Origin of the sequence: Allobosea sp. Leaf344 (genome assembly GCF_001426225.1) — a bacterium.
Classification (GTDB): domain Bacteria; phylum Pseudomonadota; class Alphaproteobacteria; order Rhizobiales; family Beijerinckiaceae; genus Allobosea.
Genome location: NZ_LMRT01000001.1, coordinates 276,648 through 292,317 on the forward strand (window position 1 = coordinate 276,648; position 15,670 = coordinate 292,317).

Sequence of the window (15,670 nt, forward strand, 5' to 3'; positions counted from 1 at the left end):
CGCCTCTCTCGCCAGCCGCGTCACCCGCGCCCAGTCGCGCGCTGCCACCGCATCCGTCGGGACCAGCCAGGAGCCGCCGACGCAGATCACCTGGCCGAGCGCGAGGTAATCGGCGAGGTTGTTCAGGCCGACGCCGCCGGTGGGGCAGAATTGCAGCTGCGGGAACGGCCCCGACAGCGCCTTGATGGCGGAGACGCCCCCGGCCTGTTCGGCGGGGAAGAATTTGCAATGCAGCCGCCCGGCCGCGACCGCGCGCATGCAGTCCGACGCGGTGGCGACACCCGGCAGCCAGGGCAGGCCGGCTTCCTTCAGCGCCGCGTCGACCGTCTCGCTGAAGCCGGGGCTGACCACCGCCTGTGCGCCGGCCTCCTTCACCTGCAGCACCTGCTCGGGCGTGACGACCGTGCCGGCCACGGCCAGCGCCTCCGGCACCTGGCGGGCGATGGCCTCCAGCGCGGCGAGTCCGGCGGGCCGCCGCAGCGTGACCTCGACGATGTCGATGCCGCCCTCGACCAGCGCGCGCGCGAGATCGACGGCGAGCGCCGCATCCTCGATCACCACGACCGGCACGACGCCGCAGGCCTTCAGGCGAGCGATCACGGCTGTTTCGTCCATGGCGGTTCTCATTTCAGGCGGTTCGCGGGGCTGCGGATCGGTGCGCCCCGTCTCTAGCGCCTGCCCCAATAGACGTCGAGGCCCTGCGGCCGGCGCAGCAGGAGATCGATCGGCAGCGGCCTCGTACGCTCCGCGGCCGCGGCGAGCACGGCCTGTTTGGCCTCCCCCGAGATCAGCAGCCCCGCCCAGCGCGCCTCCAGGAGCCGGCCGGGCGACAAGGAGAGCCGCGGGGCATGGCCGTCCGGCCGCGCGATGGCGACGCCGCTATCGGGGCAGTCCGGCTCGAGCGCGGGGTCGCCGGGAAAGAGCGAGGCGATATGGCCGTCGGCCCCCATGCCGCTGACCAGGATGTCGAGCGTCGGCAGGGTGGCGATATGGGCGCAGAGTGCCGAAGCCGCGGCTTCCAGATCGCTGCCATAGCCGTGGAAGGAGACGAAGCCGCAGCGCCCCTCGCCGAGCGGGCGGAACCGCTCCCGCAGCATGCGCTCGTTGGAGGCGGCGTCCTCCGGCGCGACGAAGCGCTCATCGGTGGGCATCAGCGTGACGCGGCCCCAATCGAGCGGCACCTCGCCCAGCGTCTCCAGGAAATGCCGGGGGCTGGTGCCGCCGGGGACGGCGAGGAGCACGCGCGCCTGCCGATCGAGCAGCGCCCGGATGCGGACGCCGACGCTTTCGGAGAGCGCCTCGCAGGCCCCTTCCAGCGTGTCGAAGCGAAACCAGGCGGTGGGACCGGCCGGCGCCATCACAGCATCTCCGGATCGGCCCAGGAGCGGCCGTCGCGTTCGATCAGGCCGATCGCCTGGGACGGGCCCCAGGAGCCGGCGGCGTAGCGATGCGGCTGCGGCGAGAATTCACGCCAGCCGGCCAGGATCGGGTCGACCCAGGCCCAGGCCTGCTCGACCTCGTCGCGGCGCATGAACAGGGTCTGGTCGCCGCGGATGACGTCGGTCAGCAGGCGCTCATAGGCGTCGGGGGTGCGCACGTCGAAGGCGGTCTCGTAACGCAGATCGAGCTGGCGCGGCACGATCTTGAGGCGGCCGGAGCCCGGCACCTTCATCATCAGCTGCAATTGCACCCCGTCATTCGGCTGCAGCCTTATCACCAGCCTGTTGGCGTCGAGCCTGTCGCAGCCGGGGCCGCTGCCGAAGATCGAATGCGGCACCGGCTTGAAGGTGACGGCGATCTCGGAATAGCGCTGCGCCATGCGCTTGCCGGAGCGCAGATAGATCGGCACCCCGGCCCAGCGCCAGGTGTCGATCTCGCAGCGGATCGCCACGAAGGTCTCGGTGTTGGAGGCGTGTCCGAGCTCCTCGGCATAGCCGCGCACGCGCTGCCCGTCGCTCTGGCCGGCGCCATATTGCCCGCGCACCGTGTGGCGCTGGACATCGGGGCCGACGATCGGGCGCAACGCCTTCAGCACGCGCACCTTCTCGTCGCGCACGGCATCGGCCTCGAGCATGTTGGGCGGCTCGATGGCGAAGAGGCAGAGCAGCTGCATGACGTGGTTCTGCACCATGTCGCGCATATGCCCGGCCTTGTCGTAATAGCCGGCGCGGCTTTCCAGCCCCACGGTCTCGGCCACCGTGATCTGGACGTTGTCGATGTCGCGGCTGGACCAGGAGCGCTCGAACAGCGTGTTGGCGAAGCGCAGCACCAGCAGGTTCTGGACCGTTTCCTTGCCGAGATAATGATCGATCCGGTAGGTGCGGCTCTCGGGCAGGATGCGGGCCACCGCGTCGTTGATCTCGCGGGCGGAGGCGAGATCGCGCCCCAGCGGCTTTTCCAGGATGACGCGCGAGGTCGGCGTCAGGATATCGGCCTTGGCGAGGTTCTCGCAGATCGGGATGAACAGGTCGGGCGGCGTCGAGAGATAGAAGGACCGCACACGCTCCGACTGGCCGAGCGCCTGCTTCAGCGCGGCGAAGCTCTCCGGCTGCAGCGCATCGGCCTGGACCATGGTCAGGCGGCGCAGAAAGGCCTCGATCTCATCCGCGGCGAGATTGTCTTGGGCGAGCCGCTCGGCGATCTGGTTCGGCAGCCCCGTCACATCCTCGCTCTTGCGCACGATGGCGAGGATGCGGCTGTCCTCGGGCAGCACGCCCTCCTGATTGCGCTGGGCCAGAGCGGGAAACAGCTTGCGCAAGGCGAGATCGCCGCTCGCGCCGAAGATCACCAGATCGAAAGGCGGCACGGGCGTGCGCTGCGGCGCAGCCTCGGGACGGATGATGCGATCGGCGATGGCGTCCATGGGCGGGGCGTCTTTCGTCTGGCGAGAAGCGCAGGGCACCTCCCTGCGACTCGCGCCATCATGACGCGCTTTTGCGGAAACATCACGACGCTCCGCGCGCGGGGCGTGCGCCTCATCCCGCGCGCTTGAAGCCTTCGCTGGCGACCAGCAGCTGGCGGGCATAATCGGTCTGCGGATTGCGCGCCGCCAGCGTCTGCGCCGTCATCTCCTCGACGCCGCGGCCGAACTGCATGACGAGCAGGCGCTCGCACATATGGGCGACGACCGCGAGATCGTGGCTGACCAGAATGTAGGTGAGGTTGCGCTGCCGGCGCAGGCTGGTCAGCAGGTTCAGCACCTCGGCCTGGATCGAGACGTCGAGCGCCGAGGTCGGCTCGTCCAGCAGCAGGATGCTCGGCTCCAGCACGAGCGCCCTGGCGATGGCGACGCGCTGGCGCTGGCCGCCGGAGAGCTGGTGCGGATAGCGGAAGCGGAAGGAGGGCGGCAGGCCGACATCGGCCATGGCGCGGCCGATCCGGGCTTCCGCATCGCCGATGCCATGGATGGTCAGCGGCTCGGCCAGCGCGTCATCTACGGTCTTCTTCGGATGAAGCGAGCCATAGGGATCCTGGAAGACCATCTGAACGGCGCGGTGGAACGCCTTGTCGCGCTGCCGCGGCTGGCTCTTGCCGAGGATCGCGACCTCGCCGCTCCAGTCGCGGTTGAGGCCGGCCAGCACCCGCAGCACGGTGGATTTGCCGGAGCCGGATTCGCCGACGATGCCGAAGCTCTCGCCCGGCTGGACCGAGAGCGACAGGTCCTTGACCACGTGATTATCGGCGAAGGAGACGTTCAGCCTCTCGGTGGCGATCGCGGGGCCGGTCATCGCATTGCACTTTCGCTCGTGTCGGCCCGCCCTCCGAGCGGGAGGCGAAGCCATGGTCCCGAAACGACCTCGGGCCGCCGGGCGCGGCACGGGCGGGGAGCCGCGGCGGGTTCGGTCTGGTTCAGGCCAGCCATGCGGGGTCGCGCTCCAATGTGGCGAGCTTCGCCTTGGGGTGGTCGAGATCCGGCAGGCAGCCGAGCAGCCCGAGCGTATAGGGGTGGCGGCGGGCCCGCGCCGACTCATCCGCCAGTTCGGCGGCCGGCAGGGTCTCCATCGCCTTGCCGCCATACATGACGATGACGCGGTCGCAGAAGGACTGCACCAGATGCAGGTCGTGGCTGATGAAGATCAGGCCCATGCCGCGGCTGGTGACGAGATCGTCGAGGATCTTCAGCACCTGCAGCTGGACCGTGACGTCGAGCGCCGAGGTCGGCTCGTCGGCGATCAGGATGTCGGGCTCGGCGATCAGCATCATCGCGATCATCACGCGCTGGCCCATGCCGCCGGAGACCTCGTGCGGGTAGAGATCATAGACCCGGGCCGGCTCGCGGATCTGCACCGCCTCGAGCATGCCGAGGCTGCGCTCCTTCGCCTCGCGCGCACTCGCCTTGTGATGGACGCGATAGGCCTCGGCGATCTGCGATCCGACCGTCTGGACCGGGTTCAGCGAGAATTTCGGATCCTGCATCACCATGGAGATGTGGCGCCCGCGCAGCTTGCGGCGGCTGCGCCTGTCCATGGTCAGCAAGTCCTGGCCGCGATAGACCATACGGTCGGCCAGCACCTCGCCCGGCGGCGGGATGAGGTCGAGAATGGCGCGGCCGGTCATCGACTTGCCGGAGCCGGATTCGCCGACGATGCCGAGGCGCTCGCGGCCGAGCGTGAAGGACAGGCCGCGCACCGCCCGCACGATTCCCGTCGGCGTGTGGAAATTGACCCGGAGATTGTCGAGTTCGAGCAGAGGCTGTTCGGTCATGGCCGACGAGAGAGGGGGTGTCGGGTGCATCATGCTCACCTCGCATCCATGACGTCGCGCAGGCCGTCGCCGAGCAGGTTGAAGCCGAGGGCGACGATGCAGATCGCGACGCCCGGGAAGGTCGCGACCCACCATTGATCGAAGATCTGCTCGCGCCCGGCGGAGATCATCGCGCCCCATTCCGGAATCGGCGGCTGCGCACCCAGCCCGAGGAAGCCGAGACCGGCGGCGGTGAGGATGATGCCGGCCATGTCCAGCGTGGTGCGCACGATCAGCGAGGGCAGGCAGAGCGGCACCACATGTTTCCAGACGATGCGCCATTGCGAGGCGCCTTGCAGCCGCACCGCGGCGATGTAGTCCTGCTGGCGGATGATCAGCGTCTCGGCGCGGGCGACGCGCGCATAGGGCGGCCAAGCGGTGATCGCGATGGCGATGACGGCGTTCTCCAGCCCCGGCCCCAGCGCCGCGACGAAAGCCAGCGCCAGGACGAGGCGGGGAAAGGCGAGGAAGATGTCGGTGACCCGCATCAGCGCCCTGTCGACCCAGCCGCCGAGATAGCCCGAGGTCGCGCCGATCAGCAGGCCGACCGGGCCGACCATGATCACCACCATGATGACGATGACCAGCGTGACGCGGGCGCCGTGGACGATGCGGCTGAAGATGTCGCGCCCGAGCGAATCCGTGCCGAACCAATTGACGGCGGAGGGCGGCATCAGCCGGCGGTCGAGGTTCTGCGCCAGCGGGTCGAAGGGCGCGATCAGCGGCGCGAAGGCGGCGACGAGCAGCAGCGCGACGACGATGCCGAGGCCGATCACCGCCAGGCGGTTGCGGCGGAAGGCGAGCCATTGCCGGTAGAGCTGGCCGAGCCTGGCCTGGCGGCGCGACTGCGGGGAATCGGTGGTGAGGTACTCGGTCCAGGTGGTCATGGCCTCACCGCGTCCGTGGATCGACCAGGCGGCCGAGAATATCGGAGAACAGGTTGACGCCGATGAACACCGCCCCCACGACCAGCGTGCCGCCCAGCACGGCGTTCATATCGGCGTTCAGCAGCGAATTGGTGATGTAGCGGCCGAGCCCGGGCCAGGCGAAGATCGTCTCGGTCAGCACCGAACCCTCGAGCAGCTGCGCATAGGACAGCGCCACGACCGTGATCAGCGGCACGAGCGCGTTGCGCAGCGCGTGGCGCCAGATCACGCGGAACTCCGACATGCCCTTCACCCGCGCCGCGATGACATATTGTTGCTGCAGCTCGGCGATCATGAAGCTGCGGGCCATGCGGCTGATATAGGCCAGGCTGAACAGGCCGAGCACGGCGGAGGGCAGGACGAGATGGGAGAAGGCGTCCCAGAACGCGTCCCATTCGCCCTGCATGGCGGCGTCGAGCAGGATGACGCCGGTGACGGGGGTGACGAAATCCTGCCAGGCGACGCCGATGCGCCCCGGCCCGCCGACCCAGCCGAGCTTGGCGTAGAACAGCAGCAGCCCCATCAGCCCGAGCCAGAAGACGGGGATGGAATAGCCGAACAGGCCGAGGATGCGGGCGAGCTGGTCGGGCCAGCGACCCTGATAGACGGCGGCCAGCACGCCGAGCGGCACGCCGAGCACCACGCCGATCAGCGTTCCCAGGGTCGCGAGTTCGAGCGTCGCGGGGAAGACGCGTTTGATGTCGTCGGTGACCTTCTGCGCGGTGAGCACCGAGGTGCCGAGATCGCCGGTGAAGACCTTGCCGACATAGATCGCGAATTGCTGCCAGAGCGGCTTGTCGAGGCCGAGCTCGGCGCGCGCCGCGTCATAGACATCGGGCCGGGCATTGTCGCCGACCACGGCGAGGACCGGATCGATCGGCACCACGCGCGCGATCAGGAAGGTGATCAGCAGCAGCCCGAACATGGTGATCGCCACCGTGCTCAGCTCGCGGCCGATCAGCCCGCCCCAGCGCGAGGCCCTGTCGCGGAACGCTCCGCTGCGCCTGCTCGTCTCGGCAACCGTCATCACGCAACCACTTCGTCTCGTCTCGGGAGGTCTGTGTCCGTCTCGAACGCCCGCCGGCCCGGCCTCTCGCCGCCGGCGGCCGCCCAAAGCAAAAACCCGCCACGTCCGCGGGACGTGGCGGGGGCTCGTTCGGAGCCGGTCTCAGTTCTTCGCGATCGGCGCGTAGAAATTGGTGTCGGAGCTCGGCCCGATCGCCCAGCCGCTCACGCCCTTGCGCAGCGCCGACACCTCGACCTGCTGGAACATGATGACGAAGGGCGAGACCTTCTGATGCTCGCGCTGCAGCGTGCCATAGGTGGCGGCGCGCTTGGCGGCGTCGGATTCCAGCACGGCGGCCTGGGTGACCTTGGTCATGTCCGGGATGTCCCAGGCATTGCGCCAGGCCAGCGTCTTCGACTTGGCATCCTCGCCATTGTTCTCGTTGATGGCGAAGGTCTCGGCATTGGTGTGCGGATCGAGATAATCCGGGCCCCACTGCCCGATATAGATGTCATGGGTGCGGGCGCGGTACTTGGTCAGGGTCTGCTTGCCGTCGCCGGGGATCAGCTCGAGCTTGATGCCGGCCTGGGCCCAGCTCGACTGGATCGCCTGGGCGATGTCGGTGATCGGGTTCACCGAGCGGACATCCATGGTGACGGTGAAGCCGTTGGGATAGCCGGCCTTGGTGAGCAGCTCCTTGGCCTTGGCGGGATCGAATTTGTAGGGCTTGTCGTCGATGGCGCCCAGGAAACCCTTCGGCAGGAAGGATTCATGGTGCTTGTAGGTGCCCTCGACGATGTTGCGCTCGATCGCGGTGTAATCCACCAGCCACTTCATCGCCTCGCGCACTTCAGGCTTGGCGAAATGCGGGTTCTTGGTGTTGAGGCCGAGATAGAGGATGTAGCCCTTGTCGCCCTGCACGATCTGGATGTCGGCCTTGTCCTTCACCGCGGCGAGCTGGTCCTTGGAGAGGTTGCGGGCGATGTCGACATCGCCCTTCTCCAGCAGCAGGCGCTGCGAGGCCGGCTCGGCGACGTGGCGGACGATGACGCGCTTGTTCTTCGGCGCGCCCTTGTACCAGCTCTCATTGGCCTCGAGCGCATATTGCTCGTTGGGACGATAGGCGCGGACCTTGTAGGCGCCGGAGCCGGCGGAGTTCAGCTTCAGCCAGGCATTGCCGAAATCGCCGTCCTTCTCATTGGCCTTGACCAGCTTGGAATCGACGATCGAGGCGACGCCGGAGGTCAGGCAGTTGAGGAAGAAGGTCGGGGCGAAGGGCTTGGAGACGGTGATGACGACGGTGCCGTCATCGGTGGCCTTCACCTTCTCCAGCACGTTCTCCTTGGTGAAGCCGAACTGGGCGAGGATGAAGCCCGGCGACTTGTTGAGGGTCACGGCGCGCTGGAAGGAATAGACCACATCGGCCGCGGTCAGCGCATTGCCGGAGTGGAATTTCAGGTTGGGGCGCAGCTTGAAGGTGTAGGTCAGATTGTCGGGGCTGACCGTCCAGCTCGCGGCGAGCTCGCCGACCAGCGCGTTGCCCTTGGCCAGATCGACGCCGATGAGCTTGTCATAGACGTTCGCGCCGACCTCGACGCCCGAGAACTCGAAGGCCTCGGCCGGGTCGAGCGAGATGATGTCGTCGATCTGCTTGGCCATCACGACCGTGTCCTTCGGCGTCTGGGCGACGACCGAGGACGCCATCAACGCCGCGAAGGCGGAGACCGTGAGCATTTTTGCGAATTGACGCATGGAATTCCCCATTATCTGTCCGGCGGCCGTACTCGGCCGTCGATCGCGGCAATGTGGAACCAGACATGCCGTGGAGTCCAGCGCTACCATGGCGTTTCCGGGCGAGATCCTCGTCAAATGCTCATTTCTTGCGCAGCTGGCGTCGTGGCGGGCGCGGCCTTGCGCAAGGTTGTGCTTTGCGCGGGGGAAGTGCCTCGCTAACCTGAGGCCAGCCGGCGCCCCGCCGCGTGCAAACGAGCAGGTGTCAGACCCTTGGCCATCATCGCTGCGCTGAACCATGTCACGCACTACACCTATGATCGCCCGGTCACCCTCGGCCCGCAGATCATCCGGCTGCGGCCCGCCCCGCATTGCCGCGCCGCGATCAAGAGCTATTCGCTGAAGGTCACGCCGGCCGAGCATTTCGTGAACTGGCAGCAGGATCCGAGCGGCAACTGGCTGGCGCGCTATGTTTTTCCGGAGCCGGTGCGGGAATTCCGCATCGAGGTCGACCTGATCACCGAATTGTCGATCATCAACCCCTTCGACTTCTTCGTCGAGACCGAGGCCGAGAGCTTTCCCTTCCATTACCCCGACGAGCTCAGGGCGGAGCTCGCGCCCTATCTGGTGACCGAGCCGCCCGGCGAGCTTCTGACCGGCTATCTCCGCGACCTGCCGCGCGACCAGAGCAACACCGTCAATTTCATCGTCGATCTCAATGCGCGGCTGGCGCGGCACGTCGCCTATGGGATCCGCATGGAGCCCGGCGTGCAGGAGCCCGAGCACACGCTCGCCATCCGCTCCGGCTCCTGCCGCGACACCAGCTGGCTGCTGGTGCAGATCCTGCGTCATCTCGGCCTCGCGGCGCGCTTCGTCTCCGGCTATCTGATCCAGATGAAGGCGGATATCGCGCCGCTGGAAGGCCCTGCCGGGACCGACAAGGATTTCACCGACCTGCATGCCTGGGCCGAGGTCTACATCCCCGGCGCCGGCTGGATCGGCCTCGATCCGACCTCCGGCCTGCTGACGGGCGAGGGCCATCTGCCGCTGGCGGCGACGCCGCATTACCGCTCCGCCGCACCGGTTTCGGGCGTGGCGAGCTATGCGGAGACGAAGTTCGACTTCCATATGAGCGTGGCGCGCGTGCACGAGGTGCCGCGCATCACCCTGCCCTTCTCCGACGAATCCTGGACGCAGCTCGATGCGCTGGGCGAGCGCGTCGAGGCCGATCTGGCGGCGCAGGACGTCCGGCTGACGATGGGCGGAGAGCCGACCTTCGTCTCGATCGACGACCAGACCGGCGAGGAGTGGAACATCGCCGCCGTCGGGCCGACCAAGCGCCAGCGCGCCGACGTGCTGATCCGCCGCCTGCGCGAGCGCTTCGCGCCGGGCGGCATGCTGCATTACGGCCAGGGCAAATGGTATCCCGGCGAGAGCCTGCCGCGCTGGGCCTTCGCGCTGTACTGGCGCCAGGACGGCGAGCCGATCTGGCGCGACGCGGCGCTGATCGCGCGCGAACCGGGGACGCCGACGGGGCGCGATCTCGAGCTGGAAGCCGGCGCCACCATGGCGGAGGCGGAGGCGCTGGCGGAGGGGCTGTCGGAGAAGCTCGGCCTCGGCGCGGATTACGTGCTGCCGGCCTATGAGGATACCGGCTACTGGCTGCTTAAGGAGGCCCAGCTCCCGGACAATGTCGATCCGCTGGATCCGCGCCTCGCCGATCCGGAAGAGCGGGCGCGGATGCAGCAGGTCTTCCAGCTCGGGCTCGGCAAGCCGCGCGGCTATGTCATCCCGGTGCAGCGCTGGCAGAGCCAGGCGCAGGATCGCCGCTGGCGCTCCGAGAAATGGACGCTGCGCCGCGGCCGGCTGTTCCTGGTACCGGGCGATTCCCCGGTCGGCTACCGCCTGCCGCTGGGCTCGCTGCCGGTGGTGCCGAAGGCGGAATATCCGCATATCCACCCGCAGGACCCGATGGAGCCGCGCGGGCCGCTGCCCACCGGCGGCCAGACCGCCAGCCCCGGTTTTCAGGCCCCGCGCGGCGGCGTGGCGCAGGACGGGTCGATGGAGCCCGGATCGGCTCCGTCAGGAGTATCCATGGCGGCGGTTTCCGCGCCCGCGCCGCAGGTCGAGGGTGCGGTGACGGGCGAGCCGCGCCCCCACCAGCTCTCCCGCAGCGTCGAGACGGCCGGGCCGGGGGCCCAGGACCGGACGGAGCAGGAGATCGGCGGCGAGCATGTGCGCACCGCGATCAGCCTGGAAATCCGCGACAATGTGCTCTGCGTCTTCCTGCCCCCGGTCGAGCGGCTGGAGGATTATCTCGATCTCGTCGCCAGCGTCGAGCAGGTGGCGCGCGAGCGCGGGCAGCCGGTGCATATCGAGGGCTATCCGCCGCCGCATGATCCGCGCCTGAACGTCGTCAAGGTCACGCCCGATCCCGGGGTAATCGAGGTCAACATCCACCCTGCCCGCTCCTGGCGCGAGGCGGTGGAGATCACCCGCGGCGTTTATGAGGAAGCCCGCCAGGCCAGGCTCTGTGCCGAGAAATTCATGGTCGACGGCCGCCACACCGGCACGGGCGGCGGCAATCACGTCGTGCTCGGCGGGGTGACGCCGCCGGATTCGCCCTTCCTGCGCCGGCCGGACCTGCTGAAGAGCATCATCCTCTACTGGAACCGCCATCCGGCGCTGTCCTACATGTTCTCCGGGCTGTTCATCGGCCCGACGAGCCAGGCGCCGCGCATCGACGAGGCGCGGCAGGACCAGCTCTACGAGCTCGAGATCGCGCTGGCGCAGGTGCCGGGGCCGCTGCAGGGCACGATCCCGCTCTGGCTGGTCGACCGGCTGTTCCGCAACCTGCTGGTCGACGTCTCCGGCAACACCCATCGCACCGAGATCTGCATCGACAAGCTGTATTCGCCCGACGGGCCGACGGGGCGGCTCGGGCTGATCGAGTTCCGCGGCTTCGAGATGCCGCCGGACGCGAGGATGAGCCTGGCGCAGCAATTGCTGGTGCGGGCGCTGATCGCCTGGTTCTGGCGCGAGCCGCAGGAGGGCAAGCTGGTGCGCTGGGGCACCAGCCTGCATGACCGCTTCATGCTGCCGGAGCTGGTCTGGCAGGATTTCCAGGATGTGCTGGGCGATCTCGCGCGCGCCGGCTACGCCTTCGATCCCGCCTGGTTCGAGGCGCAGCACGAATTCCGCTTCCCCTTCTTCGGCAGGGTCGAGCATGGCGGGGTGGCGCTGGAACTGCGCCAGGCGCTCGAACCCTGGCATGTGCTGGGCGAGGAAGGGGCGATCGGCGGCACCGTGCGCTATGTCGACAGCTCGGTCGAACGGCTGCAGGTCAAGGCCAGCGGCTTCGTGCCCGGCCGCCACATCATCACCTGCAACGGACGGCGCCTGCCGATGACCGGCATCGGCCGCGGCGGCGAGGCGGTGGCGGGCCTGCGCTTCAAGGCCTGGCAGCCGGCCTCCGGGCTGCACCCGACCATCCCGGTGCATGCGCCGCTGACCTTCGACATCGTCGACAGCTGGGTCGGCCGCTCGCTCGGCGGATGCGTCTATCATGTCGCCCATCCCGGCGGGCGCAATTACGAGACACCGCCTGTGAATTCCTACGAAGCGGAGGCGCGACGGCTCGCGCGTTTCGAGGCGATCGGTCATAGTCCCGGCGCGCTGGCGATTCCGCCGGAAGAGCGCAGCGCCGAGTTCCCGCTGACGCTGGATCTGCGGCGCCCCATCGGAGTCTAGACCCGCGCATGGCGCTACAGGGCCGATCACCGTCGATGCGCGTCAGGACGGAGCGGCGCAACGCGCTGCTGGGCGGCTATCGCCCGCTGGCCGGCGCCTATGACGAGCTGATGGCGCCGGACGGGACGGTGCGCCCGCAATGGGAGCCGTTCCTGGCGGAATGGAGCAGCCTGTCGCAGGACGAGCTCGGCCAGCGCTTCGGCCTGGCGGACCGGCATGTCCGCGACACCGGCGTCTCCTATCGCGTGCATGGCGATCTCGACGAGCGCGACCCGCTGGCCGGGGAGCGCCCCTGGCCGCTGAGCCATGTGCCGCTGGTGCTGACCGGGGCGGAGTGGCAGACGATCGCGGCCGGGGTGGCGCAACGGGCGCAGCTGCTCTCGGCCCTGCTCGACGACATCTACGGCAAGGGCGCCACCATCGGCGAGGGGCTGCTGCCGGCCGCGGTGGTCAGCGGCAGCCCGGATTATCTGCGGCCCCTGCAGGGCGCGCCGAGCGGCGGCGCGCTGCAGCTCTACGCCGCCGATCTCGGCCGCGGCCCGGATGGGCGCTGGTGGGTGCTGGGGGACCGGACGCAGGCGCCCTCGGGCACCGGCTATGCGCTGGAGAACCGGCTGGCGCTGGCCCGCGCCTTCCCGGATCTGTTCCGCACCATGAATGTCGAGCGGCTGGCGGCCTTCTTCCAGTCCTTTCGCGCCGGCCTCGTCTCCCGTTCGCGCAGGGTCGAGCCGCGGATCTGCCTGCTGACCCCGGGACCGCTCAACGAGAGCTATTTCGAGCAGGCCTATCTCGCCCGCTATCTCGGCTTCCTGCTCGTCGAGGGCGGCGACCTGATGATGCGGGACGGGCGGGTGCATGTGCGCACCATCGCCGGTCCCAAGCGCGCCGACGTGATCTGGCGTCGCATCGACGGGGATTTCGCCGATCCTCTGGAGCTGAACGCCCGCTCGGCGCTGGGCGTCGCCGGTCTGGTCGAGGCGGTGCGCCAGGGCAATGTCCATATCGCCAACGGCCTCGGCTCGGGCGTGGTGGAATCGCGGGCGCTGCTCGGCTTCCTCCCGCGGATCGGCCAGAAGCTGCTCGACGAGGCCCTGATCCTGCCCAATGTCGCGACCTGGTGGTGCGGACAGGCGCGCGAAAGGGAGATCGTGCTCGACCGGCTCGACGAGATGAGCATCGCTCCCGCCTTCCGCTCGGCCGGCGGCGGCCGCGACGGCCAGCCGGTGCTGGCGGGGGAGCTCGACCGGCCGGAGCGCGAGGCGCTGCGGGCACGGATCGCGGCCAGGGGCATGGATTATGTCGGGCAGGAGGTGGTGCGGCTCTCCACCATGCCGGTCTATGAGAACGGGCATCTGCGGCCGCATCCGGTGACTTTGCGCGTCTTCGCGGCGGCGACACCCGATGGCTGGAAGGTGATGCCCGGCGGGTTCTGCCGCATCTCCGACGATGCCGATGCCCGCGCCGTGATCATGCGCAGCGGCGTGCGGTCCAGCGATGTCTGGGTGATCTCCGACGCGCCTGTCGAGCCGATGAGCCTGCTGCCGACGGCGGACCGGATCAGCATCCGCCGGGTGGTGGGCACTTTGCCGAGCCGCGCCGCGGATAATCTGTTCTGGCTCGGCCGCTATCTCGAGCGCACGGAGGCGACGTTGCGCCTGGTGCGCGCGCTGCTCGGCCGGCTGCTCGACGCCGACGACGCCTCGCCCGGGCGCAGCGACACGCTGCGCCGGCTGGTCAACCTGCTCACCGCCTGGGGCGCGGCGCCGGGCGGCAAGGGCCAGAGCCCGGCGCTGCAGGCGGCGGTGGCGCTGCATGATGTCGAGCATTACGGCTCCGCCCATGCCACCGTCCGCGAGGCGCGCCGCACGGCCTCGGTGATCCGCGAGCGGCTGTCGGTCGATGCCTGGCGGCTGTTCGGCGATCTGCAGGGCCAGCTGACGCTGGAGCCCGGGCTGCAGCCGAGCGAGGGCGAAGCCTATGAAATCGCCGACAGGGCGCTGAAATCCCTCGCCGCCTTCTCCGGGCTGAGCCAGGAGAACATGGTCCGGGGCGCGGGCTGGCGCTTCCTCGACATCGGGCGGCGGATCGAGCGCGGCATCGCCACCTGCCGCTTCGCGCGGCATTTCGCGGAAGCGACGGCGCCGACGGACGGGCTCGACGCGCTGCTCGACCTGACGGATTCGCAGATCACCTATCGCTCGCGCTATCTGCTGGGCGCGAGCCTGCAGCCGGTGCTCGATCTGGTGATGCTCGACCCCTATAATCCGCGTTCCGTCGCCTTCCAGATCGACCGGCTGGAGACCGAGATCGCGCAGCTGCCCTCGCTCGCCGATGACGGCATGCTGGAGGCGCCGCGCCGCCTCGCGCTGAAGCTCGCGACGGAATGCCGGACGGCGGAGGCCGGGCGGCTCGACCGCACCAGCATCCTGCTGTTCGAACAGTTGCTGATGGGGCTGTCGAGCGCCGTCGCCGACCGCTATTTCCTGCAGAGCGCGGCGCCCGAGACCTCGCGGATGATGGGGATCGCGTGATCTACGACGTCCGCCACGTCACCACCTATGGCTATTCCCGGCCGGTGCCCTTCGCGCGCTGCCTGCTGCGGCTGCTGCCGCGCGGCGATGGCGGCCAGAGCGTGCAGAAGAGCGAGCTCGTGGTGACCCCGCGCCCGGTCGAGCGGATCGACAATATCTGCTTCTTCGGCAACCGCATGACGACGATCACGATCGCCAAGCCGCATCGCGATCTCAAGGTCGAGATGCGGGCGCGGGTCACCGTCAACCGCCCGGCCCCGCCCTTCCCCGGCCTGACCCGGCATTGGGAGGAGGTCGCGGCGCTGGCGCTGGCATCGGGCAGCCTGGCTCCGGATTCGCCGGTGCATCACCTGTTCCCCAGCCGGCTGGTGCCGCAGGTCGAGCCGGTGGTCGCCTATGCCCGCGAGAGCTTCCCGCCGCGGCGGCCCGTGCTGGAGGCCGCCAGCGAGCTGATGCGCCGGATCCGCAGCGATTTCACCTATGATCCCGACGCGACCGAGGTCTCGACGCCCCTGGCCGAGGCCTTCGCCAACCGGCACGGTGTCTGCCAGGATTTCGCGCATATCATGATCGCCGGCCTGCGCGGGCTCGGCCTGCCGGCCGCCTATGTCAGCGGCTATATCCGGACGATCCCGCCCGAGGGGCAGAAGCGGCTGGAAGGCGCCGATGCCAGCCATGCCTGGGTGATGCTGTGGTGCGGGCCGGAGACCGGCTGGGTCGGGCTCGACCCGACCAACGACATCATCGTCGCCGACGACCATATCGTCACGGCGTTCGGCCGCGACTATGCCGATGTCTCGCCGCTCGACGGCGTGCTGGTCGGCCCCGGCTCTCAGAAGATCGGCATCGCCGTCGACGTCATCCCGATCGGCTGACGTCCCCCGCCCCGTAAGACCGACTCGCGATTATAGTTGCCGAGGCAACGGTTTTCCTGAATGGTCCCGATGGCTGCCCCCGGCGAAGACCGGGGCGATCGAGGAGGA

At 69.0% G+C, this 15,670-nt stretch carries 11 protein-coding genes; 3 read left to right on the forward strand and 8 right to left on the reverse strand.

The features are described from left to right. The 8 genes from eda to ASG72_RS01310 form a co-directional block, all read right to left on the reverse strand. The coding region (eda, locus tag ASG72_RS01275; RefSeq protein ID WP_056709853.1) for a bifunctional 4-hydroxy-2-oxoglutarate aldolase/2-dehydro-3-deoxy-phosphogluconate aldolase at window positions 1–615 on the reverse strand (615 nt) is incomplete at its 3' end. 53 nt (window positions 616–668) lie between these two features. After that, window positions 669–1,358 carry a 6-phosphogluconolactonase gene (locus ASG72_RS01280; protein WP_056707864.1) on the reverse strand — a complete coding sequence of 230 codons (690 nt, stop codon included), beginning with the start codon at window positions 1,356–1,358 and terminating at the stop codon, window positions 669–671. Then, a complete protein-coding gene (gene zwf / locus ASG72_RS01285; protein ID WP_056707869.1) occupies window positions 1,358–2,863 on the reverse strand; it encodes a glucose-6-phosphate dehydrogenase in 1,506 nt (501 codons plus the stop codon). The genes ASG72_RS01280 and zwf overlap by 1 nt, the downstream gene beginning before the upstream one ends. A 112-nt stretch (window positions 2,864–2,975) precedes the next feature. Continuing rightward, a complete protein-coding gene (locus tag ASG72_RS01290) occupies window positions 2,976–3,728 on the reverse strand; it encodes an ABC transporter ATP-binding protein (protein WP_056707872.1) in 753 nt (250 codons plus the stop codon). 121 nt (window positions 3,729–3,849) lie between these two features. Then, entirely contained in the window at window positions 3,850–4,737 is an 888-nt protein-coding gene (locus tag ASG72_RS01295) for an ABC transporter ATP-binding protein (protein ID WP_244488703.1), read from the reverse strand. A gap of 2 nt (window positions 4,738–4,739) precedes the next feature. After that, window positions 4,740–5,630 carry a nickel transporter permease gene (gene nikC, locus ASG72_RS01300; protein WP_056707878.1) on the reverse strand — a complete coding sequence of 297 codons (891 nt, stop codon included), beginning with the start codon at window positions 5,628–5,630 and terminating at the stop codon, window positions 4,740–4,742. Between the two features lie 4 nt (window positions 5,631–5,634). Further along, window positions 5,635–6,696, reverse strand: coding sequence for an ABC transporter permease (locus ASG72_RS01305; protein WP_056707881.1), 1,062 nt, complete (start codon window positions 6,694–6,696; stop codon window positions 5,635–5,637). A 141-nt stretch (window positions 6,697–6,837) separates the two neighbouring features. Continuing rightward, window positions 6,838–8,439, reverse strand: coding sequence for an ABC transporter substrate-binding protein (locus tag ASG72_RS01310; protein WP_156395743.1), 1,602 nt, complete (start codon window positions 8,437–8,439; stop codon window positions 6,838–6,840). A gap of 240 nt (window positions 8,440–8,679) precedes the next feature. Here ASG72_RS01310 and ASG72_RS01315 point away from each other — a divergent pair, with 240 nt between their 5' ends. Genes ASG72_RS01315 through ASG72_RS01325 form a run of 3 tightly spaced genes read left to right on the forward strand, consistent with a single transcriptional unit; the run spans window position 8,680 to window position 15,562 of the window. Continuing rightward, entirely contained in the window at window positions 8,680–12,156 is a 3,477-nt protein-coding gene (locus ASG72_RS01315; protein WP_056707884.1) for a transglutaminase family protein, read from the forward strand. Window positions 12,157–12,191: 35 nt separating this feature from the next. Next, complete coding sequence (locus ASG72_RS01320; protein WP_056707888.1) at window positions 12,192–14,687, forward strand: circularly permuted type 2 ATP-grasp protein; 2,496 nt, start codon at window positions 12,192–12,194, stop codon at window positions 14,685–14,687. Beyond that, window positions 14,684–15,562, forward strand: a complete 879-nt coding sequence (locus ASG72_RS01325) for a transglutaminase family protein (protein ID WP_056707891.1) — start codon at window positions 14,684–14,686, stop codon at window positions 15,560–15,562. The genes ASG72_RS01320 and ASG72_RS01325 overlap by 4 nt, the downstream gene beginning before the upstream one ends. Window positions 15,563–15,670 lie beyond the last annotated feature (108 nt).